This window comes from Halonotius sp. GCM10025705 (assembly GCF_042662885.1).
GTDB lineage: Archaea > Halobacteriota > Halobacteria > Halobacteriales > Haloferacaceae > Halonotius > Halonotius aquaticus.
In genome coordinates, this window is sequence record NZ_JBHSZD010000001.1 from 1,301,744 (window position 1) to 1,328,223 (window position 26,480).

General features: G+C 64.1%; 21 protein-coding genes and 4 pseudogenes. 17 read left to right on the plus strand and 8 right to left on the minus strand.

What is annotated here, in order from left to right; genetic code table 11:
- Positions 1–13: 13 nt before the first annotated feature.
- Positions 14–1,766: pseudogene (locus tag ACFQJB_RS07320) on the minus strand (DNA mismatch repair protein).
- A gap of 323 nt (positions 1,767–2,089) precedes the next feature.
- On the opposite strand from ACFQJB_RS07320, the gene ACFQJB_RS07325 reads away from it, so the two are divergent.
- Together ACFQJB_RS07325 and ACFQJB_RS07330 are read left to right on the plus strand one after the other, a co-directional pair.
- Positions 2,090–3,268: a M24 family metallopeptidase gene (locus ACFQJB_RS07325; RefSeq protein ID WP_379725651.1), complete on the plus strand. Its 1,179-nt coding sequence runs from the start codon at positions 2,090–2,092 to the stop codon at positions 3,266–3,268.
- 51 nt (positions 3,269–3,319) lie between these two features.
- The gene (locus ACFQJB_RS07330) at positions 3,320–3,688 is read left to right on the plus strand and encodes a hypothetical protein (protein WP_379725653.1); all 369 of its coding nucleotides are present in this window, start codon (positions 3,320–3,322) and stop codon (positions 3,686–3,688) included.
- 21 nt (positions 3,689–3,709) lie between these two features.
- On the opposite strand, the gene ACFQJB_RS07335 is transcribed toward ACFQJB_RS07330, so the two are convergent.
- Positions 3,710–4,276 (minus strand): hypothetical protein, encoded by a 567-nt coding sequence (locus ACFQJB_RS07335; protein WP_379725655.1) that lies wholly within the window; start codon positions 4,274–4,276, stop codon positions 3,710–3,712.
- 234 nt (positions 4,277–4,510) lie between these two features.
- Here ACFQJB_RS07335 and ACFQJB_RS07340 point away from each other — a divergent pair.
- The 4 genes and pseudogenes from ACFQJB_RS07340 (at position 4,511) to msrA (ending at position 8,591) form a co-directional block, all read left to right on the plus strand.
- Positions 4,511–5,268 (plus strand): annotated as a pseudogene (locus tag ACFQJB_RS07340) (prephenate dehydrogenase).
- On the plus strand, positions 5,265–6,719 hold the full coding sequence (locus ACFQJB_RS07345; RefSeq protein ID WP_379725658.1) for a small ribosomal subunit Rsm22 family protein: 1,455 nt from the start codon (positions 5,265–5,267) through the stop codon (positions 6,717–6,719). The pseudogene ACFQJB_RS07340 and the gene ACFQJB_RS07345 overlap by 4 nt, the downstream one beginning before the upstream one ends.
- A 95-nt stretch (positions 6,720–6,814) precedes the next feature.
- Positions 6,815–7,984, plus strand: coding sequence for a PQQ-binding-like beta-propeller repeat protein (locus ACFQJB_RS07350; RefSeq protein WP_379725661.1), 1,170 nt, complete (start codon positions 6,815–6,817; stop codon positions 7,982–7,984).
- Positions 7,985–8,042: 58 nt separating this feature from the next.
- On the plus strand, positions 8,043–8,591 hold the full coding sequence (gene msrA / locus ACFQJB_RS07355) for a peptide-methionine (S)-S-oxide reductase MsrA (RefSeq protein WP_379725664.1): 549 nt from the start codon (positions 8,043–8,045) through the stop codon (positions 8,589–8,591).
- Between the two features lie 45 nt (positions 8,592–8,636).
- On the opposite strand, the gene ACFQJB_RS07360 is transcribed toward msrA, so the two are convergent.
- Complete coding sequence (locus tag ACFQJB_RS07360) at positions 8,637–9,719, minus strand: iron transporter (RefSeq protein ID WP_379725667.1); 1,083 nt, start codon at positions 9,717–9,719, stop codon at positions 8,637–8,639.
- A 110-nt stretch (positions 9,720–9,829) separates the two neighbouring features.
- On the opposite strand from ACFQJB_RS07360, the gene ACFQJB_RS07365 reads away from it, so the two are divergent.
- On the plus strand, positions 9,830–11,146 hold the full coding sequence (locus ACFQJB_RS07365) for a twin-arginine translocation signal domain-containing protein (protein ID WP_417448579.1): 1,317 nt from the start codon (positions 9,830–9,832) through the stop codon (positions 11,144–11,146).
- Between the two features lies 1 nt (position 11,147).
- On the opposite strand, the gene ACFQJB_RS07370 is transcribed toward ACFQJB_RS07365, so the two are convergent.
- Positions 11,148–11,804 carry a DsbA family protein gene (locus tag ACFQJB_RS07370; protein ID WP_379725673.1) on the minus strand — a complete coding sequence of 219 codons (657 nt, stop codon included), beginning with the start codon at positions 11,802–11,804 and terminating at the stop codon, positions 11,148–11,150.
- 98 nt (positions 11,805–11,902) lie between these two features.
- On the opposite strand from ACFQJB_RS07370, the gene ACFQJB_RS07375 reads away from it, so the two are divergent.
- Both ACFQJB_RS07375 and ACFQJB_RS07380 read left to right on the plus strand, forming a co-directional pair.
- Positions 11,903–12,334, plus strand: a complete 432-nt coding sequence (locus ACFQJB_RS07375) for a 2Fe-2S iron-sulfur cluster-binding protein (protein WP_379725676.1) — start codon at positions 11,903–11,905, stop codon at positions 12,332–12,334.
- 9 nt (positions 12,335–12,343) lie between these two features.
- Positions 12,344–13,282 carry a class I SAM-dependent methyltransferase gene (locus ACFQJB_RS07380; RefSeq protein ID WP_379725679.1) on the plus strand — a complete coding sequence of 313 codons (939 nt, stop codon included), beginning with the start codon at positions 12,344–12,346 and terminating at the stop codon, positions 13,280–13,282.
- 77 nt (positions 13,283–13,359) lie between these two features.
- On the opposite strand, the gene ACFQJB_RS07385 is transcribed toward ACFQJB_RS07380, so the two are convergent.
- The gene (locus ACFQJB_RS07385) at positions 13,360–14,205 is read right to left on the minus strand and encodes a cytochrome c oxidase subunit 3 (protein ID WP_120102806.1); all 846 of its coding nucleotides are present in this window, start codon (positions 14,203–14,205) and stop codon (positions 13,360–13,362) included.
- 212 nt (positions 14,206–14,417) lie between these two features.
- Between ACFQJB_RS07385 and ACFQJB_RS07390 the strand changes: the two genes are divergently transcribed.
- From ACFQJB_RS07390 to ACFQJB_RS07410, 5 genes are all read left to right on the plus strand, one after another.
- The gene (locus ACFQJB_RS07390) at positions 14,418–15,782 is read left to right on the plus strand and encodes a hypothetical protein (RefSeq protein ID WP_379727990.1); all 1,365 of its coding nucleotides are present in this window, start codon (positions 14,418–14,420) and stop codon (positions 15,780–15,782) included.
- Positions 15,782–16,123 (plus strand): C2H2-type zinc finger protein, encoded by a 342-nt coding sequence (locus ACFQJB_RS07395; RefSeq protein ID WP_379725682.1) that lies wholly within the window; start codon positions 15,782–15,784, stop codon positions 16,121–16,123. Before ACFQJB_RS07390 ends, ACFQJB_RS07395 begins: the two co-directional genes overlap by 1 nt.
- Positions 16,124–16,200: 77 nt before the next feature.
- The gene (locus ACFQJB_RS07400; protein ID WP_379725685.1) at positions 16,201–16,788 is read left to right on the plus strand and encodes a HalX domain-containing protein; all 588 of its coding nucleotides are present in this window, start codon (positions 16,201–16,203) and stop codon (positions 16,786–16,788) included.
- 52 nt (positions 16,789–16,840) lie between these two features.
- Positions 16,841–17,659: a histidine kinase gene (locus tag ACFQJB_RS07405; protein ID WP_379725688.1), complete on the plus strand. Its 819-nt coding sequence runs from the start codon at positions 16,841–16,843 to the stop codon at positions 17,657–17,659.
- 105 nt (positions 17,660–17,764) lie between these two features.
- A complete protein-coding gene (locus tag ACFQJB_RS07410; protein WP_379725690.1) occupies positions 17,765–19,999 on the plus strand; it encodes a DUF7527 domain-containing protein in 2,235 nt (744 codons plus the stop codon).
- 75 nt (positions 20,000–20,074) lie between these two features.
- On the opposite strand, the gene ACFQJB_RS07415 is transcribed toward ACFQJB_RS07410, so the two are convergent.
- A complete protein-coding gene (locus ACFQJB_RS07415) occupies positions 20,075–20,380 on the minus strand; it encodes a hypothetical protein (protein WP_120083464.1) in 306 nt (101 codons plus the stop codon).
- A 228-nt stretch (positions 20,381–20,608) separates the two neighbouring features.
- Here ACFQJB_RS07415 and ACFQJB_RS07420 point away from each other — a divergent pair, with 228 nt between their 5' ends.
- The 3 genes and pseudogenes from ACFQJB_RS07420 (at position 20,609) to ACFQJB_RS07430 (ending at position 23,936) form a co-directional block, all read left to right on the plus strand.
- Positions 20,609–21,955 carry an adenylosuccinate synthase gene (locus ACFQJB_RS07420; RefSeq protein ID WP_379725693.1) on the plus strand — a complete coding sequence of 449 codons (1,347 nt, stop codon included), beginning with the start codon at positions 20,609–20,611 and terminating at the stop codon, positions 21,953–21,955.
- Between the two features lie 79 nt (positions 21,956–22,034).
- Positions 22,035–23,320: pseudogene (purD, locus tag ACFQJB_RS07425) on the plus strand (phosphoribosylamine--glycine ligase).
- A 49-nt stretch (positions 23,321–23,369) separates the two neighbouring features.
- On the plus strand, positions 23,370–23,936 hold the full coding sequence (locus tag ACFQJB_RS07430; protein WP_379725696.1) for an acyltransferase: 567 nt from the start codon (positions 23,370–23,372) through the stop codon (positions 23,934–23,936).
- 8 nt (positions 23,937–23,944) lie between these two features.
- Here the strand turns inward: ACFQJB_RS07430 and ACFQJB_RS07435 are convergent, their stop codons facing one another.
- The gene (locus ACFQJB_RS07435; RefSeq protein WP_379725699.1) at positions 23,945–24,955 is read right to left on the minus strand and encodes a potassium transporter TrkA; all 1,011 of its coding nucleotides are present in this window, start codon (positions 24,953–24,955) and stop codon (positions 23,945–23,947) included.
- A 208-nt stretch (positions 24,956–25,163) separates the two neighbouring features.
- Positions 25,164–26,395, minus strand: a pseudogene (locus ACFQJB_RS07440) (potassium channel family protein).
- Positions 26,396–26,480 lie beyond the last annotated feature (85 nt).

Sequence of the window (26,480 nt, forward strand, 5' to 3'; positions counted from 1 at the left end):
CCGCGGTGACGCTTTACTGCCACTCAACATCCGACAGCGTTCGCTGGACTGCTTCCTCGCCGACTGCTGCTGCCAGCGACTCGAAACCAGCGCGCTCGGCGCGGTCGGTCGCGTTGGCGACGAGCCGTGAGACGATGAACTCCGGGGTCGATTTGCCGACCGTCCCAAACCGTGGCTGGTAGTCGACCTGCAGTTCAAGCTCGGGATCAAGCCCTCCGCGAAGATGCCGTCGATCCGGGCGGTCTCGGGCAGGGGGCTCAGATCGTCGGCGAGATGGGTCACGTAGACACCGAGAGCCGCTTGGTCGACGGTCAGCGACACCAGCCCGTTGAGCAGGTCGGCGGCCCGGCCGGGTTCGGTGATCGCCTCGAACTCATCGACCAACATGAGCGTCCGGCCATCGCCCGTCAGCGGCGGAACGATGGATTTCAGCGTCGATTCGAGGACGCCGGCGTTGAACGAGGCATGGCGGCGATGGAAGACGATCGTCTCGAACTGTCCAACCTCGGCCTCGTCGGCCGGGACTGGCAGCCCCATCGCCGCTAAGAGCGCGATCTGACTCAGCGTCTCCAGTAGGGTCGTTTTCCCGCCGGAGTTCGCCCCTGTCAGCACCGCCACGCGATCACCGGTCGGCGGCGACAGCGACCGGGCGGTGTCGGTGAGGCCGTGATTCCCAACCGCGTAGGTGATGGGCTGGATATCGCCGTCGAGAAAGAGATTGCGCGCGTTTCGCACCGCCAGACCGTCGTCGACAAGTTCGGGTCGCTGGAGGTCGAAGGCGGCCGCAAACCGGCCCAACGAGAGCTCAACGGCGATGTCGCCGATCGCCGTGACGGCGGCGGTCACGTCGGCATCGGCCGCGCCGATGCGATCCTGTAGCTCGGCGGCGACCGTTTCTTCGCGCTCGGCGACCGCCGTTTCGAGGTCGTCGACCAGCGCGCGCAGTGTCTGGCTAACGAAGTCGGCGGCGTCGACGGCGTCGTCGGCTGCGGCCGACCGCACCCGCGGCGGTTCGATCCCGGTCTCGCTCGCGATGTGCTCGATGACGCCCGCTTGGAGGGCGTCCATATCGCGGATGCCGTCGCTCCGCACTGTCTCGATGATATCGAAAGCCGCGTTGTTGAGATCGGTCGCCGCGTCGCGCTCGGCTCGAAGCGCGTCGAGTTCGTCGTCGGCTCCTCGGCAACGACTACGCCGTCGTCAGTCTCTTCGACGGCTCCGAGCGCGCCTTTCGCTGCTTCGAGGGCGTCGCTGTCGATCCCGGCCAGCGCGTCGAACGGTTCGCCCGCGAGCCCGACAGCATCGAGTTCGAGGGCGGCCTCAACGGCCGCGCTGTCGGTGCCGCCGTCGTCGTCGTAGGCGTCAAAGGCGTCGATCACCCGCTCGCGGTCGTCGTCGCCGAGGTCGATCCAGGCGGCTTTCGCGGCCAACACGCGATCAAGCCTGTCGGCCATCGCCTCCCGCGTTGACAGCGGCGTCATCACGCGGATTCGGTCGGCGGCATGGTTCGTGAGGGCGTACTCGCTGGCGACCGAGAGCAACTCGTCGTAGACATCGCGGGTGTCGCCGGTGCCGAGTACCTCGATCCCGTCGGTGCCGCTGGCCCGCCGGAGGATCCTGACTGCTCGGCCGCGCGGGACGCCAGCCGCGGCGAGCGTCCGGATATCGGCGTTCTCGATTGCGGCGATGGCGTCGGGTTCGCCGATCGACTCACGGAGCAGCGCGGCCGTCTTCGGCCCGATGCCCCAAAACTCCTCTAAGCGCATATCCGAGGGTTTGGAGCCGGCGGCTTAGCGTTTGTTATGCGGCGACCCGTGGTGCTCTAATGCGAGCAAATGATCAGAGGGGTCTACCGGCCAACCAACTGCCGGCCTGGCGGACTGAAAGGGCGAGACGCGCTCGGCGAACCCGGACGACGCAAGCACCTCAGGAGTGAGCAACGCGAACGACGAGGAGCGCAGCGAGTCCCGGGAGTCGAGCGTGTCGAGGGCTTTCGACACTTCTCCACCTCATGCAACTGCTTGTCCGAACACGCCGCATCCATCGCACAAAACGAGACCACTACGTATCGGGGCCGTTACACACCAGTATGGAGCCGGATCTCACCGCCCTCGACGACCACCTCGCCAGCCACGACATCGACGGCTATCTCATCGATGCCGACAGCACCGACCCGAACCAGCGATACCTCTCGGGGTTCGACGCCCCGGATCCGTTTCTGACCTGCTATACGCCCGACGGCCTCGCCGTGCTCGTCTCCGGACTGGAGTACGGCCGCGCGGTCACCGAGAGCCGCGCCGAGACGGTGAAACGCCCGGCCGACTACGACCGCCGCCAGCTTGTGGCGGAGTATGGCCCAACCGAAGCCAGCCACCGGGTCAACAGCGCGTTTCTGTCCGACTGCGGCGTCGACAGCGTCTTCGTGCCCGATCGGTTCCCGCTGTCAACCGCCGACGGGCTCCGCGAGCAGGGCCACACCGTCAGCGTCGACACCGACGATGTGTTGATGGATATCCGAGCGGTGAAACAACCCGACGAGATCGATCACATCCGCGCAGCCCAAGCTGCCAACGAGGCGGCGATGGCAGCCGCGGAGTCGCTGCTCGCGGCCGCGAGCGTCGACAGCGATGGGCGACTTATCCACGAGGGCGAACCTCTCACCAGCGAGCGCGTCAAACACGAGATCGAGGCGACGCTGCTGGAGGAAGGCTACGGGCTCGATTCGACGATCGTCGCCGGCGGCACCCAAGCCGCCGACCCACACGACCGCGGCAGCGGCCCGCTGCGGGCCGGCGAGGCGATCATCATCGATATCTTCCCGCAGGATAAGACGACGGGCTACCACGCGGATATGACTCGGACGTTCTGTATCGGCGAGCCCGGCGAAACAATCAGCGAGTGGTACGACCTCACCGAGCGCGCCCTCGATGCGGCCCTCGGTGCGGTCGAAGCCGGCGCGAGCGGCGCAGACATCCATGCCGCCGCCTGCGAGGTTTACGAGGACGCGGGGCTCCCAACCTTCCGAACCGATCCGTCGACCGAGACCGGCTTCATCCATACGACCGGCCACGGCGTCGGGTTGGCGGTTCACGAACAGCCACGACTCAGTACCGAGGGTGGCGAACTCAACGCCGGTCAGGTCATCACGGTCGAACCCGGGCTCTACGATCCTGACGTGGGTGGCGTTCGCATCGAGGACATCATCGTCGTCACCGAGGACGGCTACGAGAATCTAACCGACTACCCACGGACATTCGTCGTCGACTGAGACGATGTGGCGAACCGAAACCCACAGGCCGCCCGCGGGCCATCATCCTGCATGAGCAACGAGCACCCTACAACCGCCGTTAGCGTCGTCGTCACCGACGCGCCGGCCGGCGTGCGGAAGTACACCGCCCGGGTCGCCTGCGACGCCGCCGGCGAGGCGGTCATCGAGGCTGTCGAGCCCGGCCTGTTGGAACGCTACTTCGAGGTCGTCGACGGCGGCACAGGATCGGCGTTTGTCCGAGCCCGAGCGGTCGATATGACCGGCGAGGCCGGCTCGCTCACCGACCCCGCCTCGCTGTTTACGATCAGGTTTAGCGAGGCCGTGCCAGCGGAGTCGATCACGCTCACCTTCGAGACGATTCAGGATCACACCGAGGAGACGATCCCGGATGAGGCGGTGCGCTTCGACGCGATCGAGTAACCACGCCCGTCGTCACGCCCGTCAGCCACCGAGTTCGTACCCGTAGCGTGAACTGTAGCGGACAGTTGGATCAGCATCGAGTGTGGGTTTGATCACCTCGTGCCACCACGTCGCTGCCTCGTGGTCTGTCGCCGAAGGTGGCGCGTAGCCGAGTGGATGGTCTGGCATGACACTGCCAGCGATCTCACTGTCGGTAGCCGGCCCAGCGGCGACGAGAAACTCCACGACCGCATCGTACGCCGCTCGCGCGGCCGTCGCCTCGACGGGATCGGGAAGCTCGGTGCGGTCGATCGGATGAGACGCGACGGCTGTCGAGGCGTCCGCATCAGGTGAGCCACTGTAATCGGCTGCGTCGGCCCATTTTGTTGCTGCCGGTGTCGGCTCGGTCGTCGGCTCAGCGGGTGCCGATGTCTCCAACAGCGTCTGGATAGTCTCAACTGCTGCTGCGAGATGCTCGGCGTCGCCATCGTCGTAGGCCCCGTTTTCGGCGTCGCGGACGAACGCTTCGAGTGCTGCCTGATCGGCAGCCGCTACCCCGGCAGCACCGTGCGATTCATTCTGCCCGGAATGTAGTAGTTGATTATTCATTTCTGAACAGCTATTAGTCAGCTTCGTCTTGTCTGTCAGCAAATTAGAGGACGGATCGTAAAAGAATTCGGATAAATACGACTATATACCTAATATAGTTTAGGCCAGCCAGCTGACGAGAGCACGGAGGCGATGCGGCTACCGACACCCACCCAGTCGGCACCGAGTGGTCGACGACAGCAGGCGCGTCGCCCCCATCGAACCCCTTTTGAGACATCACCCGGAAAGGCGGGTATGAAGCTACTCATCGTCGGCGCAGGCGAGATGGGGCGGTGGCTGGCCGACACCGTCGACGCCGACGTTGCGTTTACCGATGCTGACCCCGCCGTCGCCGAGGCGGCAGCCGACCCCGAGCGGCGCGAGCGGTGCCAAGCGACACCGCGGAATCCTTTGATGCCGTCGGGGTTGCGGTGCCGATGTCGGTCGTCGACGAGGCGATCGCCACCTACGCGCCGCTGGCCGAGACGGCCGTCTTCGATATCTCAGGAGTCATGGATCGACCGCTGGCGGCGATGGCCGACCATGCCCCCGACTGCGAGCAGGCCAGTTTTCATCCCCTATTTGCACCGCCGCGAGTCCCCGGCAACATCGCGGTTGTCACCGCGACCGCCGGCCCGACGCTGGCGACGATCCGTGAAGCCATGGTCGAGGCCGGCAACACCGTCTTCGAGACAACAGCCGCCGACCACGACAGCGCGATGGAGACGATTCAGGCCGGCGCCCACACGGCCGTGCTGGCCTACGCGCTCGTTGCCGGCGACATCCGCGAGGAGTTCGCTACGCCGGTGTCCGAACGGCTCGAATCGCTGGCGACGACGGTCACCGAGGGGAGCCCCGAGGTGTACAGCGAGATCCAAGCGGCGTTTGATGGGGCCGACGACATCGCGGCAGCCGCCCAGCGGATCGCCGACGCGGACAGCGAGGCCTTTGCTGACCTCTATGCGGAAGCCAAGCGCAACGTCGACGCCGACAGCCGGGTGACCGACGAGTGATCGACCGAGAGGCTGTCCGCTCGAACGCGAAGTATCTCCAGCAGGTGCGGCCGATCGATCCCGACGAGATCGCCGAATACATCGACGGCCAGCCACACCCCGCCGTTGTCGCCCAAACGTTGCGGGAGGAGGCGTTCGATCTTGGCCTCATCGAGCGTGCGGATGGAACCTTCGTCCCGCTTGAGTCGGAGGCGATCCCCCACCGAGAGTGGTCGCCAGCGGCGTTGCCTGCGGCGTATAGTCGTGCTGTCGAGGATTTCCTCGTCAAGCAGTACGGAGCCAACTGGCATCTCGGGGAGTCCGGAACGACGCTTCGGTCGACGATCCGAACGCTAAAAGCCGACTATCTCACCGGCGACGACATCGAATACGACACGGCGACCGCCGCAGGGTATGCGATCTATCACCTGCCGGCCTACTATGCGACCATCGGCTACGTGCTGGCGACGCTCACCGAGCGAGGGTTGCTGCCGGCGTCGCTGCGCGTCCTCGATGTGGGCGCCGGCGTCGGTGGGCCGGCACTCGGGCTCCACGATTTTGTCTTCGGCGACGCGGACGACCGCGAGCCGACAGCCGGCCTCGTCGACTACCACGCCGTCGAGCCAAGCGCGGCGGCTGACGTGTTGGATCGTGTGCTCAGCGAGACCAGCCGCAACTTCCGGTCGACGATCCACCGGTCGACGATCGAGACGTTCGACTACGATGCGGGCGACACAAACGACGATCCGTTTGATCTGCTCATCTTCGGCAACGTCTGCAACGAACTCGACGATCCGGTCGCCGTCGTCGAGGACTCGCTGTCACACCTGGCTGACGACGGGACAGTGCTACTGCTCGAACCCGCCGACCGCAACACCGCAATCGAACTCCGGGAGATCGAGCGAGCGATCGCCGGCGGCGACACCGACGCAACCGTCTACGCGCCCACACTGCGGCTCTGGGACGGGGCCGAGCCCGACGACCGCGGCTGGTCGTTCGACGTGCGCCCGGAGATCGCCGTGCCGGCGTTTCAGGATCGACTCGCCGAGGCGGCCGCCGAGGCCGACGAGGACGATCCGGACGCATTCCGCAACGTCGATGTCCAGTTCGCCTACAGCCTGCTGCGCCGAGACGACGAGCGACGCTACCCGTTCCGTGCGAGTCGGGATCGACACGCGAAGATGGCCGCGATGGACGACCATGTCACCGAGCGGATCGACCTGCTGGCGGTCAAACTGAGCCATGACCTCAGCGACGGCGACAACGCGGTGTTCAAGATCGGCGACGGCAGCCAGACGACCGATCACTACGCCGTGGTGACAAAGGAGTCTGGGCTGAATCGGGCGTTGGCGAGCGCCGACTACGGCGCGGTACTGGCCTTCGAGAACGCCCTCGTCTTATGGAATGACGACGAGGAAGCTTACAATCTCGTTGTCGACGGCGAAACCGTGGTTGATCAGGTGTCCGGCTAACCTCGCGTTGACCTGTTTGCTGGCTGAATAAAGCCCGAAACGCGTGTGGCGTGCGGCCGACTCCTTTTTGCAGGTGGGGGTATACAGCGGTAGGTGTGAGCGACGACGAAGACCGGTTGGAGGCCAAGGGCGAATACTGGGATTTCGAGGTTGACGCCGGCCTCCCGGATTCGATCACCGAAGACGACGAGGAAGACGACAGCTACCAGATCCGCCTCGAAGAGGCCGCCGGCAAGGTCAAATGGTCATACAGCACCGGCGGCCTCGGCGGCTCCGCGCCGACGGTCGTCGGCGGCACGGTCGTCGCCGGCGGCGACGGCGACAGTATCTACGCTGTCAACGCGAAGACAGGCGAAGAGCAGTGGGTTTTCGAAACCGACGACTTCGTCGAATCCGCCCCAACCGTCGTCGATGGACAGGTCGTCGTCGGCAGCGACGACGGCCATGTCTACGCGATTGACGCCGACACCGGCACCCAACAGTGGGCATTTCGAACCGCACGGTTCATCGAGTCGTCGCCGACGATCGCCGGCAACGCGGTTTTCGTCGGTGGGGGCGACGGCTACGTCTACTCGCTACACGCCGGGATGGGCAAAGAGCGGTGGGCGGTCGGCACCGATGGCCCGATCTACGCCTCCCCAACAGTGACCAACAGCACCGTCTACATCGGCAGCGACGACGGCCACGTGTACGCGTTGAGCGCGGCCTCCGGCGACCAACGCTGGGCCTTCGAGACCGGCGGCCCGGTGCGCTCCTCGCCGACGGTCGCCGGCGGCACCGTCTTCATCGGGAGCGGCGACGGCACCCTCTACGCGCTGGACGCCAAATGGGGCGACAAGCGGTGGGAGTTTGCCACCGGCGACGCGATCAACTCCTCGCCGACGGTCGCCGAGGGGAGCGTCTTCGTCGGCAGCGACGATGGCGCGCTGTATGCGATCGATGCCGCCGCTGGCGACCGGCAGTGGTCGTTCGAGACGGACAGCCGGGTGTGGTCGTCGCCGACGGTCGCCAGCGGCACCGTCTATGTTGGCAGCAACGACGGCTACGTCTACGCGATCAGTACGACAACCGGACAGCGCGACTGGATGTTCGATGCCGAGGACTGGGTCGACACCGCGCCGGTCGTCGTCAACGAGACGGTGTATGTCACCAGCGACGACGGGACTATCTACGCGCTTGGGGCTGGCGTCCGTGGCTCCAGCACCGACTCGCGGGTAAACCTCGGGACGCTCAGCCACCACGGCGGCTGGGCTGGTGGCGGCTAGCTGTCGGTGTGGGCTGCGCTGGCCGTGGCTTCTTGTTGCTCCCGCCCCAATGACCCCTATGGCAAGCGCAGCAGCGACATTCGGCGGCGGCTGTTTCTGGTGTATCGAAGCCCCGTTCAAGGAACTCGCAGGCGTCGAGTCGGCCGTCTCCGGCTACGCCGGCGGCGACACGCCTGATCCCAGCTACAAGGAAGTCTGTTCGGGGACGACCGGTCACGCCGAGGTTGTCCAAGTCGAGTACGATCCCGACGTGATCAGCTACGGCGACCTGCTGGAAGTCTTCTTCACCGTGCACGATCCGACCCAACTCAACCGACAGGGGCCAGATGTCGGAACGCAGTACCGCTCGGCGATCTTTACTCACGACGACGACCAGCAGGACGCCGCCGAGGCGTTTCTCGCCGAACTCGACGCCAGCGGGGCCTACGATGACGAGATCGTCACCGAGGTCGAACCGCTCGACACATTCTATCGGGCCGAAGAACACCATCAGGACTACTACGAAAAGAATCCCTCACAGGCTTACTGCTCGATGCATATTCCGCCAAAACTTGACAAGGTACGCGAAAAATTCGCGGATCGGCTCCGCGAGCAACCGGTTCACTGACGCTGTGATCAGTGCGTTGCTGGCAGCGACACTACCGAGCCCCGCTTAGTCCAACTCGACGGTCGGTGTCTCGAAGAAGGCGGTCTCATAGCCCTCGTGGCGGGCGACCTGTGGCGGCGTCGTCACATCGATTGTGGCGGTCTCTTCGCCGGTCGCGCCGGGGACAACCGCGCCGTAGTGGAAGCCGAGTTCCGGATCCAGTGACGGTTCCAGGGAGGTGCTCTCAACAACTGTCTCGCCACTCGAGTCGGTGAGCGTCCCGGACAGCCCCATACTCGGGATGACCAACTCGTTGTACCGCGTCGCCGCGGTGACCGCGAGATACGGCGCGTCGCCGAAGCGGTCGTCGGTCAGGACGGCAGCCGCATAGCGGATGTCGTCGGCACGTCCCGTTCCCAGTTGGGTGCCGCCAAGGTCGCGGACGCTACCGGTCGGCATCGACATCCCGTTCATTTCCATGCGCATTGGCGACAGCGCACCTGGGTCGCCCTGTCGATCCTCGTAAGTTTCGTAGGCGAGTTCGTTGCGGGCGGCCTCGCTGTAATCGAGGTCGATGGTGACCGTCTGGGGCTCGCCGAATCGACCCTCGAAGCCACCGAACCGGGTGGCGGTCGTCGCGCCAACAGTGACGTTGACCGTGTAGGTGTCGTCGCCATCGAGATGGTAGTTATCGCCGTAATGAAAGCCCATGCGCTGGGAGAGCATCGGGTACACCGTCTCACGTTCGTCGACGTTGTTGCCGCCGCGGGCCGCGATGTCGACGCTTGAGACCGGCAACACGACACCGGTCTCGGCGTCCCAGATATTCGCCATGATATGAACCGCATCGTCGCCGTCGACGCTGAACTGCTCGGCCTCGTAGCGCCCCTCGCGTTTGAACACCCGCCAGAACCGGTGGGGGAAGGTGTAGGCCAGCGAGACCGCCAGCCCATCGTCGGTCTGTGCCATCCCGCCCATGGCCATCTCCTCGGTGTGGGTTGGATAGTAGATCGCCGCCGGGCGGTCAGCGGCCAGCTCGGGTTCCCGCCCATAGCTCACGCCATCGAGAGAGGTAAACGAATCAACACAGCCGGCAGCACCAACTGCCAGCCCGGCCGTTGTACCGGCGAGAAACTGTCGTCGCTTCATAATCCGGTTAGCTGCTCAGCGACCAAACGAGTTCTGGTGTAGGCGACGAAACCCATGGGAACGACTACCAGAACCCATATCTGACGCAGTCGACTACAGCGGATATGACACTGCCCGACACGTCTGCGTCCCGTCGGGACGTACTGAAGGCGGCACTAGCGACCGGGGGCGCGGCCGCGCTGTCGGCCTGTCTGGAGGCCGTCGATGACGAGCCGATCCCACACGGCGTCGACGATCCAGAGACTCTCCCGGATCGCCAATTTGCGTGGAACGACAGCCTCGACCGCGACGAGGCTGGCAACGTCGTCCTTCCAGAACACCACCTGTTTTTGTATCTCACCTACGACGGCGAGGCCGGCAACGATGGAACCCCCACTGACGCCGACCGCGAACGGCTAACCGCCGCCCTGCGAACGATCGAACGCGCCTACGAACGGAGCAACCGCGGCGTCGTCTTTGATCTCGGCTACTCGCCGTCGTACTTCGATCGGTTCGAGTCCTCGCTGCCGGAGTCTGTCGATCTTCCCCCGCCGCGTCGGCTCACTCCGGTCGATACGCCGACGCTGGACGAACAGGACGCCCTCCTGCAACTGGCGTCGGATCGTAGCGACGCCTTGCTGGCGATCGAGGAAACGCTATTCCCGGACGGCGACGACACCCCAGAAACGCTCAACGGTGTTGAGGTGACGGGTCGACTGGGCGAGGTGTTCCGGATCGACGACCGCCGAACCGGATTCATTGGGCCGGGACTGCCCGCCGCCAACCAGGGCGTCGGCGGGATTCCCGAAGATGGCCCCGTTCCTGAGGCTGCACCGCTGTTTATGGGCTTCAAGGCCGGCTTTGCGGCCAACCAAGCCAGCGAGGCATCGGTGGCCATCGAGGACGGCCCCTTCGCCGGCGGCACAACGAAACACGTCGCCCGGATCCGCCAGCAACTCGACAAGTGGTACGACGAAAACAGCCACGAGGAGATGGTCGCGAAGCTGTTTAGCCCGCAGCTCGCTGAGTCGGGGGCTGTCGAGGGCGTCGGCGAAAATCTCGGCGACGACAGCGGGATCACCACGGAGCTGTTTGAGGCAATCGACGAGACCGCCGACGAATTCGGGCTCGTTGGGCACGCAGAAAAGGCCGCCCGCGGCAACCGCGACAGCGAGGGCAACGTCCGCACGCTACGTCGCCACGTTGAATCGACCGACAACGATAACGCCAGTCTGCATTTTCCCTCTTACCAACAGGAAATCAGCGAGTTCGAGGCGGTACAGGAAGCGATGAACGGGACGGACATCGTTGCCGACAACCCGGAGATCGATCCGCGGGTCAGAAACGGGATCTTCCGCTATATCTTCGTCGAAAACCGCGGCAACTTTCTCATTCCGCCGCGGTCGCGGCGAGCATTTCCGACGCCACAAGGCGGGGACGCGGGGTAAGCTACAGGGCGTCGTCGATCACGCTGCTGACCGGCTCGTACCAGCCACCGCTTTCGGGCGGCTCGATCAGCGTGTCGTTGACAAAGATGCCAGGTGTTGATTCAACGCCCCTGTCGATCCCAGTTTGTCGGTTTGCGCTCAGCACCTGCTCGTAGGTAGCGTTGCTGGCATCACTTAGCACGCGACAGGGATCGGCACCGACTTCGTCAGCGAGGTCACCGATGAGCTGCCAGGAGTAGTCGGCCTGGTTCTCGTAGGCCGCAAGGCTAAACTCGAAAAACGCCGCATCGTCCTGTGTCTGTTGAACGCTCCGAGCGGCGTTGGCAACGCGGTTCGACCAATCGGAGACAGGGATTGGGAAATCGAAATGGCGGAACCGAACGGTCTCGCCCGCAAGATAGTCGGTTTTGAGTTGGCTAAGTCCGCCGGTGGCGAAGTCCGCACAGTGCGGACAGGCAAAATCCTCGAACACATCCACCGTGACGGTGGCGTCGCTCGGGCCCGCGACAGGTTGAGAGAGGTCTGCGACGGGCTCGCGCTCGGTGAGCTCACAGCTGTGGCTCGTCGTTCCCGGCCCGGTGTCACCGGCACAGCCGGCGAGGCCGACAGCGGCGGCCGTCCCAACAGTCGTGAGATACGCGCGTCGCGTTGATGGCATACCTCCGTGTTGTCACGGCGATATTTAGCTTCGTTGAGACCGAAAGACAGCGACAGGCTGTCGGTAAGCCTTTGAGGAGCCACCCCGTTGAGTCGACCATGCCGACGGTTCACTTCCGCGGTGAGGAAATCGAATGCCGAGAAGGCGCGACGCTCAGAGATGTGCTGTTGGATGCAGATCTGACCCCACACAATGGCAAATCGAAGGTACTCAACTGCCACGGGTTCGGTAACTGCGGCACCTGTGCGGTCAAGGTCGACGGCGAGGTCAGCGACAAGGGCATCCGCGAGAAAGGGCGCCTGTTGGTGCCGCCACACCACCCGAACTACGACCTCCGCTTGGCCTGCCAGACGAAGGTCATGGGCGATGTAACCGTCGAGAAATACCCCGGGATGTGGGGCACACAGATGGCTAAGGAGCCGCTGCCGCCGCTGACAGACGACGCCGACGCGGACGACACCGTCGACGCTGACGACGAGCCAACCGCCGCCAGCGCGGATGATGACCCAACCCCCGCTGACGCCGACTAACCACACGACGTGCCCCGCTCGTTCGACGATTTTGTGCGGTATCTCGACGCCAAGGAATCGGTCGACGACCGCGCGCTCCACCGACCGACCGTCGATCGCCTTGTTGCCGAACTCGACAGCCGAGCGACGGCCCGTGATGGAGAGCCGATTCGAATCCTCGAAGTCGGCTTCGGGATCGGCACGATGCTGGAGCGACTCCGCGCCTGGGACGCACTTCCCTCGCAGGTCGAGTATGTCGGCGTCGACATCGATGATACAAACATCGCGGCGGCAAGCGACCGTCTGACCGACGGCGACTTTGAGCAAACTGCCAGCCACCAGTTCTCACGCACCAACGACGACGAAACGGTGACCGTCGAGTTGCACGCCGCTGATGCCTTCGAGTTCGCGGCCAACCGCCATGATCCGACGGCGGCCGATCCACAGTTCGATCTGCTGATCGGGATGGCCTTTCTCGATATCGTGCCGTTTGCGCAGGTTGCCCAACAGCTACTTCCGCTGATTTCTGGCGGCGGCCTTGGCTACTTCCCGATCACCTTCGACGGCGTCACCGACGTGCGACCGGTTGACGATCCGGGGATGACGGCGACCCTGCTGGATGGCTTTCACGCTGCGATGGATGCCCCCGACCGGCCGGGCGGCAGTCAGACCGGCCGCCGGCTGTTTACCGAATTGCCGGCCGCCGGTGCCGCCCATCTCGCAGCCGGCGGCTCCGACTGGGTTGTGACACCGAGCAATGATGGCTATCCCGCCGATGAAGCGATGTTTCTCCGCCATATCGTCGATACGATCGAAACCGCGTTGCTGACGGAGACGCCCGAAGCCGCCATCGACACCGTCAGCGACGACGCGATCCGGGCGTGGGCGCGGCAGCGACACGCCCAGATCGATCGCGGGGAGCTAACCTATCTGGCGCACAACATCGATCACCTAATCCGGATGCCGTAAGCTGTCGGTGCCGACAGCTGCTGGTGTGATACAGTCGAGACGGAGCAACAGCGTCAAAAACAGTCCCGAGCGAGTCGCTACGCTTGGCCCGCGCCGACGTAGAGGACGACGACGAGGAAGATCCAGACGGCGTCGACAAAGTGCCAGTACATCGACGCCGTCGACACCGAGAGGTGTCGTTCAGCGGAATACTGGCCGTACAGCGCGCGCACGAAGACGATCCCGAGGATGGCTGCTCCCAGCCCAACGTGGAGGCCGTGGAGCCCGGTCAGCCCGAAGAACGCCGAGGAGTAGACTCCCTGTGTCCACGTGAAGCCGTATTCGCCGATAAACTCGAAGTATTCCAGCGCTTGCCCGCCGAGGAAGACAACCGCAAACAGGATCGTCAGTCCCATCCCACGCAGGAAATTCGTTCGGTCACCGTCGCGCAGGGCGACGTGGGCCCAGTGGAGCGTAAACGAGGAGGCGATCAGGATCGCCGTGTTAGCGAGGATCAGCGAACTGATCAGATCCGGTGTTGTCGACGGCAACGTCCACTCCGCGCCAGCACGGAAGTAGAAGTAGTAGCTGAAGATCGCCCCGAACGTAGCCAACTCGGAGCCGAGGAACGCGATCATCCCCCATCGCAAGGAGGCATGGCCGTGTTCAGTTGTATCGCGGCTCCAGAATTTGGTGATGAAAGCGTGATACAGCCAGCCGTAAATGCCGACTAAGAACAGCCCAACGCTGCCGGCGACCGCCGCCGGCCCGAGAAGCGGGCTGATCGCATCCCCGATGATCCAGAGTGCCACGCCGATGTAGATGCCGGCCGCCCCGAGTGCGGTCACAAACGGCCACCAGCTCGCCTCGCCGAAGCCGCGCGGCCAGTCTTCGACCGCCGGGAGGTGGTGGTCGTCGTGTCCGTCCTCCGTTTCGGTGCTCATACTACCCCGTTGCAAGTGTGTGATTAAAAATCCTCTTAACCGCGTGGGTGACACGAGATCGGCTGGCGTCGCCACCAAGGCGTTGATTCCGAAGATCCGCAAGCTACTCCTGTCGGCTGGCGCAACCCACGATAATGACTGAACGCGGTGCTGGACGACCAACCACGGACGCTGGCGGTCGCTGGCAACGAATGGCCCTACGGGTGGTACTTATGGCCGCGGTTGCGGCCCCACTGGTGGCACTCCTCTCGGAGCCGGCGATCGCCCATGCGGCTGCGCTCCGGGGGTCGACAAGCTCTGTGGAGGTGCCAACCTGGCTCTTCCTGACGACCGGCGGCGGCACGGTCGGCGCGTCGTTTCTGCTGGCGTCGTTTGTCACCGATCGAGCGTTCATGCGGTCGATCCACAACTGGGGATTCACACTCCCCGCGCCGGGTCGGCTGCTCAGACTCGGCGGCCAACTCGTCGGGCTCGCGGTGCTGGCGGCAACCGTTGGGATCGGCTATCTCGGCCCAGAGACGGGGTATCGCAATCTGGCGATCCTCGTCGTCTGGGTCGGCTGGTGGGGTGGCTACGTCGCCTCGACGTATCTCATCGGCAACACGTGGCCGACGCTGAACCCCTTCCGCACGGTGGCATCGCTGCTGCCATCACTGGATCGGCCGTATCCTGCTCGGCTCAGCGCGTGGCCAAGTGTCGCCGGGTTACTCGCGCTCATCTGGATCGAGGTGGTCAGTCCGCTGGCCGACGATCCACGGCTGTTGGCGACGACGATTGGAGCCTACACGGCTGTCAGTGCTGCCGGCAGCGTCGTCTACGGCACCGACACGTGGTTCGGCCGCGTCGATCCGATCTCACGGGTGTTTGCGTTGTTTGGTCAGTTCGCACCACTCAAACGGACCGACGACGGGCTCTCACTCCGGCTGCCCGGGGGCGCGCTCACCGATCGCGGTGCTGTGTCGGGCCGCGCGGAGACCGTCTTCGTCGTCGCGGTGCTCTATGTGACGACCTTCGATGGCTTCGTTGGCACCGGGCTCTGGGCCCGCCTTATCACCGCGGTCGTCGAGATCGGTGTGCCGCCGCTGGCCGGCTATCTGGGCGCATATCTCGCCGGCTTCGGGCTGTTTGTCGCTGCGTTCTGGTGGGCGATCAGTCTCGCCCGGCGGTTTGGCCGTACCTACATCACCCAGGCGGCGTTGGCCGAGCGGTTCGCGCCGTCGCTGGTGGCGATCGCCGCCGGCTACCACATCGCCCACAATCTCGGCTTCATCCTCGGAGTGGCCCCGTCACTCGCCGTTGTCGCCGCGAGCCCGCTGTCGCCACCCCAGCAGCCGCCGGTGCTGACGACCCTGCCGGGCTGGATCTCGGGACTTGAACTCGCCTTCGTGTTGGTTGGGCACTTCATCGCGGTGTGGATCGCCCACGCCGCGGCCTACGAACTCCTGCCCGGGCGACTGGAGGCGATCAAAAGCCAATACGGGATCACGCTGGTGATGATCGCCTACACGATCATCAGCCTCTGGATCGTGACAACGCCGACGGTCACACCGCCGTTCCTCGGCGGAGGTGGTGTGTGATGGCGACCGGGCGGGCTGGCGACGACGGCGAGGCGCAAAATAGCAACGACACCAGTCACGCACAGGCCACCGCTGAGCTACGGCCGGAGACACACGTCCCCGACGGCGAGAACCCACGACAGTGTCCGCACTGCGGGTTTGAACTCCCGGCCGACGACCAGTATCAACTTCATCTCGGGCTCAACCACTACGACACCTTGGATGATGCCGACCAGCAGGCGTTTCGTGAGGCGTACCAGCAGGAGGAAGCGGCACTCACCCGGTTTCGAATCATCGCCCTGGGCGGACTCGTGGTGCTCTATTTTGGATTTTTGCTCGTCTACGCCGTGTTGGCTGTATGACACCAATCACCACGCCGCAGCGGAAGTATAAAGGTCGTAGCACCCCATACTATGAGTGACTAAGGCACCCAATATTCATGGTTGATATCTCTACAGATGACGCGACGGTGCTCGTTGTCGACGATGAACGCGATGTCGCCGATCTCTACGCCTTCCGGCTTGAAGAACACTACACTGTCCGCACCGCCTACGGCGGACAGGAGGCACTTGACGCATTCGACGGCGATGTCGACGTAATCCTCTTAGACCGCCGGATGCCAGGGCTCACCGGCGACGAGGTGCTCCAACGTGTCCGCGAGGCCGATTCGGACGCTCGCGTCGTGATGGTCACCGCGATCGATCCCGATGTCGACATCGTCGATATGGACTTCGACGATTATCTCTGTAAGCCGATCGGCAAGGAGACGCTGTTGGAGGCCGTCGAACACCAGCTGACCGCCCGCGAGTACGGCGAAACCGTCCAAGAACTGTTCCGAGCGACTTCAAAGGTGGGCGTCCTCGAAGCCGAGAAGTCCACCGAGGAGCTCGAAGAGTCGGCAGAGTATCAAGACCTCACCCAACGTATTGAGGAACTCCGAGCCGACCAAAGCGATCTCATCGAGCAGTTAGACGACTTCGAAGCCGCGTTTAACGCGATCGATCGCGCGCCGAAAGAGCCGATGTAACAGTGGGCGGGAATCCGCACCGATTTTTCCGTCTACAGTCCCTACAGCTGGTATGAACGACGAGCTGCCGGACTCGCTGTCGGGATTTATCGACGAAACCACCGGCAGACGGGAGAAGACGCTGCTCCTGATAAACCGAACCGAGCCCCAGCCGCTCGTAAACCTCTTAGATCGCGCCTTTGAGAACCAATCCATACAGATCCAAGAACGGAACATCCCTGAAGGCGACACCGACCTGGTTTGTCTGATCGAGGACGGACGAGTGACGGCGGTCTCATCGTTTGCGGATCTCAGTGAGACATTTCTGCTTGTCAACGCCGACCGTTACCGAACCAGCACCGGTCGCTCCTCAACTGGCTCATTTCCGGACGTGTTGACCGGGCTCGATGATATCGAGTTCACGGTTCGGGGGTTTCCGGAATCCAACAAGGAGAAGCTACTGTTGGTTGTCATCTCACGATTTATCGAGGATCGCGCGCTGGCCTGTGGCAACGGCGAGTTCCACAGTACGTTTCAGCGGCTCTCCCGGCTTGACGACGAGTACGGGACGCGCAAAATGTATGAGTGGCTCGGCGACAGTGATGTCGAAACCCATGTGTATGGGGTTCGGGACGATCCCGGTATCGTCGACGATCTTGCTGTGATTGATCATGCCGGCGAAACGCATGAGTACCGCCGGTCGTGGGTTGTGTTATTTACCCCGGAGTCGGAAACAGGCGATGCCAGCGACGGCGACATCGCCGCAGCCGACGCCTGCAACCCCGTCGCGCTTGTTGCCATCGAGACTGGCCCGAACGTCTGGCGGAGCATGTGCACCTACGACCGCGACCGCGTCGAGCGGATCAAGGCCTACGTCAACGATCGATTTTGACGCACGGTCACACTCGAAGGAGGATATTTTCCACACGGAAAACGCTGAATCCAACGTCCGACGCTCTGGAAAGTATTTTATGCGTCTCGGGCGTCGGTATACCAAATGGATAGCGACATAGTTACCGCAGTGACCGACTGGGAGACCGTTCCGGTCGACGCGGGGTATGCGGGCCTCCATGCCCTCGCCGACGCGGAGTTCTCCGGGGCGGTCAACGCCGGTGACGCCTGGGGGTTCATGCTTAACGGCCGGCTGGTCGGGATCCGCGATGGCTCACTCGGGGCCTTTGACGGGGCAGCCCAGACCGCCTACGAGGCGCCAACGCCTGCGCTTCCGTTGCTGTATACGATGCAGACACAGGACAACGAGAAGCAGGCGGAGTATTACACCAACGAGACGGCGATCGCCGAGGCCGATTCAACCCTCTCAGGTGGCAACTTCACCGGCTATATTGAGCTCTCCGAGAACGTCCTGTCGGGAGATTACTACATTGTCTACTACGGTGGCCGCTCGATGAGCGTCGCCTTCGTCGGCAACAGTCGCCGCCTCCTCACCGACGAGGAAGCCTTCGACCGCGCCAACGACGAGGTCGGGATCTACGATGTGTACGCCGCCGACATCGACGTGATCGACCTGCCAGAGCGTGACACCCCGGCAGCGACAACCGACGACGAACAGACTGATGTCGGAGCCACCAGCGACGGCTCCGCACCCGCGACCGACACGTCACCACCGACGACCGACGAGGACGACGCCGATACCGAATCCACGACGAGTGATCGTCGTCGGGAAGCGATCGACATCCCACAAGCAGGGTCGGCTGACGACAGTCCAGCAAGCGACGACACCGCGGCAGACGATGCTGGCGCGGAGACGACGACCGCGGCCGATACCAGCGAGGATGGGACGGAACCGACCGTCGCGGCTGACACCGACGACGAGGAGACAGCCACCACGGAAGCGTCCGAACCACCCGAAGGCATCGATCCGACCGGCGCGACAGCGGCCAGCGACGACACCCACGACACGGATCACTCAGGCGTCGACGGTAGTGGATCGACGGTTGACAGCGGGACATCGACCGAACCCACGTCGACAGCCGACACCGGATCGACTACTGATACCAGATCGACAGCCGACACCACCACACCAGCTGATACCGGATCAGCAGGTACCACCACGACAGATCCCGAACCCTTCGAAGAGGAAGCTGCCTGGCGGAACACGACAACGATCCCGTCGCTTGATCCCAGCGACGACGACACAGCCGACAACGGGAGTGGAGGCCGCGCCGACAGTGCCAGGCGGAGCGGCGGCGGCGGTGGCCAACAGACAGTCACCCGGTCGGACGACCGCGTCTCACGCAAGCAGCTCCAACAGCGACTCCAGAAAGCCGAGGAGGTAATGGAGAAGGCCGAAGAAAAACACAGGCAGTTGGCCGCCGAACGCGACGACGCCCGCGAAGAACTCGCTGTCGCCGAGGAGCGAATCGACGAACTCGAAGCTGATCTGGCGGCCGCCAAAGAGCGGATCGAAGAGCTCGAAGCGCAACTCGAGGCTGCTGAGTCAGCCGGCGGAACCGACGCGGCCGGTGACACATCCACGACGGCACCGAGCCACACGATGGATACCGCCAGCGCGCTTGCGGGAACCAACCTGTTTGTCCGCTATGATTCGAAGGGTGAAGCGACGCTTGCCGATGCCCACGACGGCGAGGCATCGAAGGAGGATGTGGCGGCGAATATCCGACTTGACACCCACACGACGTTCAATACCGAGGGGCTGGAAGTCGATGGCACCCCCTTCGAGACGTTCCTCGCCGAGCGGATCGAGGTCGCCTTCGCGGAGTGGTTGGTGACCGATCTGCTGTTCGAACTGCGGGCGACAGGGGGAACAACCGCGCTCAGCGCGGTCGCTGATACGATCCCGGAGATCGATCGGGTCGAGCTGCACGGGACGATTGAGCTTGGCACCGACGAAGACGACGAGCCGATCGAACGCGAGTTTGACTGTGTCGTTCGGGATAAGCGCGGCAAACCGCTGTGTGTCGCCAACTTTGATAGCTCAAAAGAACCGGTCGGCGCGGAGTTGGTCGAAGGGCTGATCCGCGATGGCAACGCCCTCCGCGAGCGCAACGACAGCTTCGCCGCCAGCTTCGCGGTGACGAGCAGCTACTTCACCGAAGACGCCTACGAGATGGCCGACGACGCGACCGGCAGCGGCCTGTTCAGCCGCAGCGGCGGCAAAAGCTTCGTCAACATCTCCCGCAAACAGGGTTTCCACCTCTGTCTTGTCGACCGAATCAAAGGCGGGTTCGAACTCCAGAAACCTGAACTGTAGTTGACGCGGCAGTGGCTCACAGACGGCACAAAACAGAACGGAACAAGACAGCGCGTAACAACCAATCGAAGCGCGTTAGTTTTCGATCTCGGCGGTGTCGTCGATGCGCATCGTCCGCAGCTTGTCGACGATGGAGTCGATCTTGTTGTCGAGGTCGTCGACGAACTCCTCGGTGTGGTCGGTCTGAATCGCGCCCTGGCTGGATGGCTCGATGAGGTTTTCCTCTTCGAGGACGCGCAGGGAGTACCGAACCTTGTGGTGGGGGTAGCCGGTTTCGTTGGACATCTTGACGATGCCGATGGGCTCGTTTTCGATGACCATCCGGAGCACTTGGAGGTGCCGTTCAAGCATGTCGACTTCTTTTTCGAGTCGGTCAATCATGACATGTGCTAACTTGTCTTGGCGTGATTTAAGTGTTGCTGTCGGCTGGGAAAAAGGCTCGTGCTGATGGCTGGTTGTGCGAGTAGTTAACACTTCGGGTCGGTACGCTGACAGCAATCGGTCGAGACCACAGCCGCGGGGCTTCGACCGGTGGTTGCATCATGGTCTGGCCGCGCGAGGCGCTGTACCGTAATCTGTTTACCCGGTGGTTGGAAACCCACAGTCGTTATGACCGTAACTATCGTCGGCTCCCAGCTGGGCGATGAGGGCAAGGGCGCGCTCGTCGACATCTGGGGAGGCGACGCCGATGTCGTCGTCCGGTATCAGGGCGGCGACAACGCCGGCCACACTGTTGTCCAAGATGGGACGGAGTACAAACTCTCCTTGGTTCCCAGCGGGGCGATCCGCGGGAAGGTCGGTGTGTTGGGCAACGGCTGTGTCATCAATCCCGAGACGCTGTTTGACGAACTTGATACCCTCCGCGACCAAGGACTTGAACCGGATGTGCGACTCGCCCGCCGGGCGCACGTTATCCTCCCGTATCACCGCGTCCTCGACGGCATCGAGGAAGAGGCCAAAAGCGACGATGATCTCGCAGCCGGCACCACCGGTCGCGGCATCGGCCCAACCTACGAGGATAAGGCGGGTCGCCGCGGGATCCGCGTCGGCGACCTCCTCGATCCCGACGTGCTGCGCGACCGCCTCGAATACGCGGTGCCCCAGAAACGCGCGCTCGCCGAGGAGATCTACGGGCTCGACGTCGAGAACTCCGAGCATGCCGACGCCTTCGATATCGACCATCTCTTTGCAACCTATCGGGAGTACGGCGAGCGGCTCAAATCGGAATCGATGACCGTCAACGCCGGCGAGTTCCTCAGCGACAAACACACCGGCGACGACGAACTGCTCTTCGAGGGTGCCCAGGGCACCTCCATCGACATCGACCACGGGATCTACCCCTACGTCACCTCCTCAAATCCGACCGCCGGCGGCGCAGCCGTCGGCTCCGGTGTCGCCCCGACAGTCATCGGCCAAGGCGAGGTCGTCGGCATCGTGAAGGCCTACCTCTCCCGAGTCGGCACCGGCCCGCTGCCGACGGAACTCGATGGCACCGACAGCGAGGAGGAACTGGCGGACTTCATCCGCGAGAAAGGCGGCGAGTTCGGCACCGTGACGGGCCGACCACGACGGATCGGCTGGCTCGATATGCCGATGTTGCGACACGCATCCCGCGCCAACGGCTTCACCGGCATCGCGGTCAACCACATCGACGTGCTGGCCGGACTTGATGAGATCAACGTCGGCCACGCCTACGAGCTCGATGGCGAGGAACTGCTGACGATGCCGGCGACGACCGAACGGTGGGGCGACTGCGAGCCCGTGCTCAAATCCTTCGAGCCGTGGGACGAGGTTGATTGGACCGCTGTCGCCGAGGAGGGGTATGAGGCGATGCCCGCGAATGCCCGCGAGTACCTCGACTACATCAGCGACGAGATGTCGACGCCGATCTACGCGGTCGGCATCGGCCCCGGGCGCGACGAGACAGTCGTCCTCGACAACCCCTTCGAGCAGTAAGCCGGCGGAACTCGCCGGTGCTGTTGCCTGCTGAGCGGACAAAGTAACACTTACACGCGGCCCGCGGTCTTTCTCGGATATGAGTGAAACCGTGCTGTTAGTCGGCGGTGGCGGCCGCGAACACGCGATCGCCCGCGCGTTGGCTCCTGACTGTTCGTTGTACGCTGTTGCCGGCAACCGCAACCCTGGCATCACCGAACTCGCCGATGGATTCGAACAGATCGACGGCACCGACGCCGAGGCGATCCGCGAGTACGCCGAAGAGATCGACGCGACACTCGCCATCGTCGGCCCGGAAGCCGGCTTGCAGGCCGGTGTCGCCGACGAACTCGACGCGGCGGGGATCTACACCTTTGGCCCACAGGCTGCGGAAGCCAGAATTGAAACCGACAAAGCGTTCCAGCGGCGGTTCATGCAGGACAACGACATCCCGGGCTGTCCGGTCTTCGAGACGTTCGACGACATGGACGCCGCCTGCGAGTTCATCGACGACTACGACGGCGATCTGGCCGTCAAACCGGTCGGCCTGACCGGCGGCAAGGGCGTGAAAGTTATCGGCGATCAGGTGACCAGCGAGGAGGCCAAAGCCTATCTGCAGGAGTCCGACTACGAGGGCGTCGTCCTCGAAGAGCGGTTGATCGGCGAGGAGTTCACGATCCAAGCCTTCGTCGCTGACGGCGAGCTGCGAACAGCGCCCGCCGTGCAGGATCACAAACGCGCCTACGAGGGCGATGAGGACCGAACACCGGCGGCATGGGCAGTTACAGCGACACCGGCTTCGAGCTTCCCTTCATGCAGGACGGCGACTATGAGGCCGCCGTCGACATCATGGAGCAGACGGTCGCAGCGATGCCCGACTACAAGGGCGTGCTGTACGGCCAGTTCATGTTGACCACGGAGGGGCCGAAGGTCGTCGAGTTCAACGCCCGCTTCGGCGACCCCGAGGCGATGAACACGCTGCCGATCCTCGACACGCCGTTCCTCGACGTGCTGACCGCCGCCCGCGACGGCGACGACCTCCCAGAACTCGACTTCTCGGGGGAAGCGACGGTCTGTAAGTACGCGGTTCCTGACGGCTACCCAACTGATCCTGACGCCGGCGCAAAGATCGAGGTCAACGAGGAGACGGTCGGCGACGGACTACTCTTCTACGCCAGCGTCGACGCCCGCGAGGACGGGCTATACACGACGACCTCCCGTTCCTTTGCGGTCGTCGGCCGCGCTGACTCCATCGCCGCCGCCGAGGAAATCGCCGAGGACGCGCTGGCGGCCGCCGGCGAGGGATTCCACATCCGCCACGACATCGGCAAGGCCAACCTCGTCCAACAGCGGATTGACCACATGAGCGAGTTGCGCAGCGAGTAATCGCAGGGCACACTCGATGTTTTTGTAGCCACCGCCCGAAGGGCAAGCCGTGCCGCCAGCCGACACCGACGATAGCGACGATGTGCGCCGCCATGATCGCCTCCAGCGACGGCCGACCGCCGGCCCGCACAACTCGCTGTGGGGGTGGGCGTCGATCCGATCGCCGTGGCGGGTTGTCCGCAACTACCTCGTCGTCTGGCTGATCCGCATCTCACCGAGCCTGCGGCTGAAAAACTGGCTGCTGCGGCGGTTGGGCGCGAGCGTTGGCACCGGCGTTTCGTGGGGGCTTGAGGCGACCCCAGATGTGTTCTGGCCGGAGCGCATATCCGTTGGCGACCACGCGATCATCGGCTACGACGCGACGCTGCTCTGTCACGAGTTTTTACAGGACGAATATCGGCTTGGTGAGGTCGTAGTCGGCGAGGAGGCGATGATCGGCGCGGGCGCGACAGTGCTGCCGGGCGTCGAGATCGGCGACGGCGCGCAGGTCGCGGCCAACTCGCTGGTGACACGTGATGTCCCGGCCGGCGCGACCGTCGCCGGCGTGCCGGCGGAGCCGATTGATCACGGCGAGACTACCCACACCGATGACGATGCGGGTGACGCTGAGTCCTGATCAGCGTGCTACGATGTCGCTGCGTCGTCTGTTTCGGTTGCTGACTCCGCAGCGGCGACCGCTTTCGCTCGGTCTTCCAGCCCTCGCAGTACGTCCGGGCGGCCAAGGACATAGATCGTTTCCGCAACCGCAAAGCCACGATCCCGATCCGGGAGGGCTGTTAGCTTCCCGCCGTCGGGGCGGATCGCCACGACCGTCGCTGTCAACGCGCGCGGCGTCAACCCAACAAGTTCGCTGTCGGCCTCGATGGTAACCGTTCCCATCGTCTCGTCGACACCGCGCAGCAGGGTCGCAAACTCGCGGTCGGCCTGCGGTTCGGCGGGCATCGTCACCAGCCGATAGCCGGCGGTCGGTGACAACAGCGTCTCGTCGCCGTCATCGACAACCAGGGTCACCGTGTCGCCGGCGACGCCGCGGAGTTCGCCGGTTGTTAGTCGTTCCGGCGTCTCGCCGGTCGTCCAGACCTGTACGGTATCGCCCGGCGAAGCGTTGTTCGGCGGGTCGGCACGGATCGCCACGGCGACGCTGCCGGGCGCGATCGTCGCGCCGATGCCCGCCGCCCGGGAGCCGACGGCAAGATACTCGACGGTGCCCTCGGCTGTGAGATCGATATCAACGTAGCCGACCGCGTAATCCTCCTTCAGTCGCTCTATCAACCGACTCCGGAGTTCCTCGACGGTGAGCCGCCGCGGGAACAGCAGCGTCTTGCCGGCGAGTTCGGCTTTGGTCTCATCCGTGACGGGATCGTAGCTCTCCATGTCGTCGATCTCATCCGGGAGGGTGATCGTGGTCACCCGGCCGGCCGAGCGGACGACCGTCCCGACCTCACCTTCGAACTCTCGGAGTCCGGCCAGCGAGAACAGATTGCTACTGACCGCATCGCCGAGTCGGCGGCCGACCGGCGCGGCCACCGCTGCGATGCTGAGCGCGACGACATTGAAGAAGACGACGCCAGGCTCAAAGAGGTCAACGGAGATGTCGCTGACGGCGACACCCAACGAGGTCGTGTTGATGTACAAAGCGACGACCGAGACGCCGACAAAGGCGACAACCCCTCCGGGACGGTCTGTTTGAAATACCAGCGGTAGGCGACCGCAAGGCCACCAGCGGCGAGCAACGACAGCAGCGCGTAGATGATGAGATTGATCAGGGCCGCGGTGGGTGACTCGAAGGTAACTGGCGATGGCGGGCCGGTCGTGAACGCATCGACCAGCGAATCGGTGGCGGTCATGTTGCGGCCTCCGCAAACCGCGTCAGCGACTCGCTCGTCCCGATGACATACAGTGTATCTCCCGCCGACAACGGCTGGTCGCCTCGGGGGCAACCTGCCATTTCTCGTGGTTGGCCGCGAGAACCAACACATTGTAGCTGTCCCGGACACCCACCTCGCCGATGGTATGCCCATCAAGTGGGCCGCCGCCGGCGACAGTCACTTTCTTGAACTGGATGCCGGAGCGACGCAGCAGCGACACCAACTCGAACTCCCGGCGCGTCCCCCGCGAACGGACGACGACCTGTGGATCGGTCGCCGACAACAACGTCGTCGCGTCTGACCGGGAGACAGCGACGGTAATGCGGCCCTCGCCGCCGGTCGTCGTCGCGGCCGCGGGCAGCGGTACCGGCGGCTCCTCGCCACCATCAGTCGCGAGCGTGTCGTCGGCTGGCGGTGGCGAGGAATCAGTCGTCATCGGTGCTCCCGATCGGGCGGCGATCACCGTTCCGGTCACCGTCGTCTCAGAGGTGACGATCCGTACCGACTCGCCGCGAGCGATGCCGGACGGCACCAACGCCGAAAGCGAGACGGCCCGCTTGCCAGCGGGGACGCGCCGTGAGGTGCTGCCCATCGGCGGCGCGGCAGCAACGCGGGCGCGGGCGGCTTCGTCCAAGGAGACAGTCACGTCGGCGAGATCGAACTCCGACTGCAGGCGATCGGCAAACCGGCTTTCGAGCTCGGCGATCGGCAGGTCGGCCGGAAACGTCCACTCGCCGTCGCCGATCTCCTGGCGAAGCGCCGCAGGCAGCGGTGGGTAGCCCTCGATGTCGCTGACCTCGCCCAACACGGTGAGTCGCACCTGATTCCGCCCGCCGACGAGTTCGATCACGTCCGTGTTCAGCGTTCGGTCGCGGAGCGATTTGATCGTGAGCCGTTTCGGGGCTGACGCGCCGAGTTTGTCGCCCTGGGCGTGGGCGTACAGTGCGAGCATCAACACGACCACGATGGCGGTGAGGATCGAGGCGGCGTTCTCCGAGGAGCGGATCGTCGGATCGTTGAGTGCGAGCAGCCCGCCGTTGATGCCGGCGATCGCCAAGGCGAGGACGACGACACCGAGTCCGGGGATCGACACATCGGTGACGTATTTAAACAGGAAGCCGAGCACCCCGGAGACTAACGCGGGGATGATCCCGGTTAGCACGCCGAGATAGACGCCCAGGAGGATATCAAACGGAAGCGCGGTCATTGGCGTGGTATGCAGGCGGATTCGGTTAAATCGTTCTCTTCAGCGGGTTTCGGCGCAGGCGACGACCCCTGTCTTCGGGGGCAGT

Coding starts and splice junctions, on each gene's coding strand:
- ACFQJB_RS07325 (WP_379725651.1), top strand. CDS start 2,090: ATGGAGCCGGATCTCACCGCCCTCGACGACCACCTCGCCAGCCACGAC.
- ACFQJB_RS07330 (WP_379725653.1), top strand. CDS start 3,320: ATGAGCAACGAGCACCCTACAACCGCCGTTAGCGTCGTCGTCACCGAC.
- ACFQJB_RS07335 (WP_379725655.1), bottom strand. CDS start 4,276: ATGAATAATCAACTACTACATTCCGGGCAGAATGAATCGCACGGTGCT.
- msrA (WP_379725664.1), top strand. CDS start 8,043: ATGGCAAGCGCAGCAGCGACATTCGGCGGCGGCTGTTTCTGGTGTATC.
- ACFQJB_RS07360 (WP_379725667.1), bottom strand. CDS start 9,719: ATGAAGCGACGACAGTTTCTCGCCGGTACAACGGCCGGGCTGGCAGTT.
- ACFQJB_RS07370 (WP_379725673.1), bottom strand. CDS start 11,804: ATGCCATCAACGCGACGCGCGTATCTCACGACTGTTGGGACGGCCGCC.
- ACFQJB_RS07375 (WP_379725676.1), top strand. CDS start 11,903: ATGCCGACGGTTCACTTCCGCGGTGAGGAAATCGAATGCCGAGAAGGC.
- ACFQJB_RS07385 (WP_120102806.1), bottom strand. CDS start 14,205: ATGAGCACCGAAACGGAGGACGGACACGACGACCACCACCTCCCGGCG.
- ACFQJB_RS07390 (WP_379727990.1), top strand. CDS start 14,418: ATGGCCGCGGTTGCGGCCCCACTGGTGGCACTCCTCTCGGAGCCGGCG.
- ACFQJB_RS07395 (WP_379725682.1), top strand. CDS start 15,782: ATGGCGACCGGGCGGGCTGGCGACGACGGCGAGGCGCAAAATAGCAAC.
- ACFQJB_RS07400 (WP_379725685.1), top strand. CDS start 16,201: ATGGTTGATATCTCTACAGATGACGCGACGGTGCTCGTTGTCGACGAT.
- ACFQJB_RS07405 (WP_379725688.1), top strand. CDS start 16,841: ATGAACGACGAGCTGCCGGACTCGCTGTCGGGATTTATCGACGAAACC.
- ACFQJB_RS07410 (WP_379725690.1), top strand. CDS start 17,765: ATGGATAGCGACATAGTTACCGCAGTGACCGACTGGGAGACCGTTCCG.
- ACFQJB_RS07415 (WP_120083464.1), bottom strand. CDS start 20,380: ATGATTGACCGACTCGAAAAAGAAGTCGACATGCTTGAACGGCACCTC.
- ACFQJB_RS07420 (WP_379725693.1), top strand. CDS start 20,609: ATGACCGTAACTATCGTCGGCTCCCAGCTGGGCGATGAGGGCAAGGGC.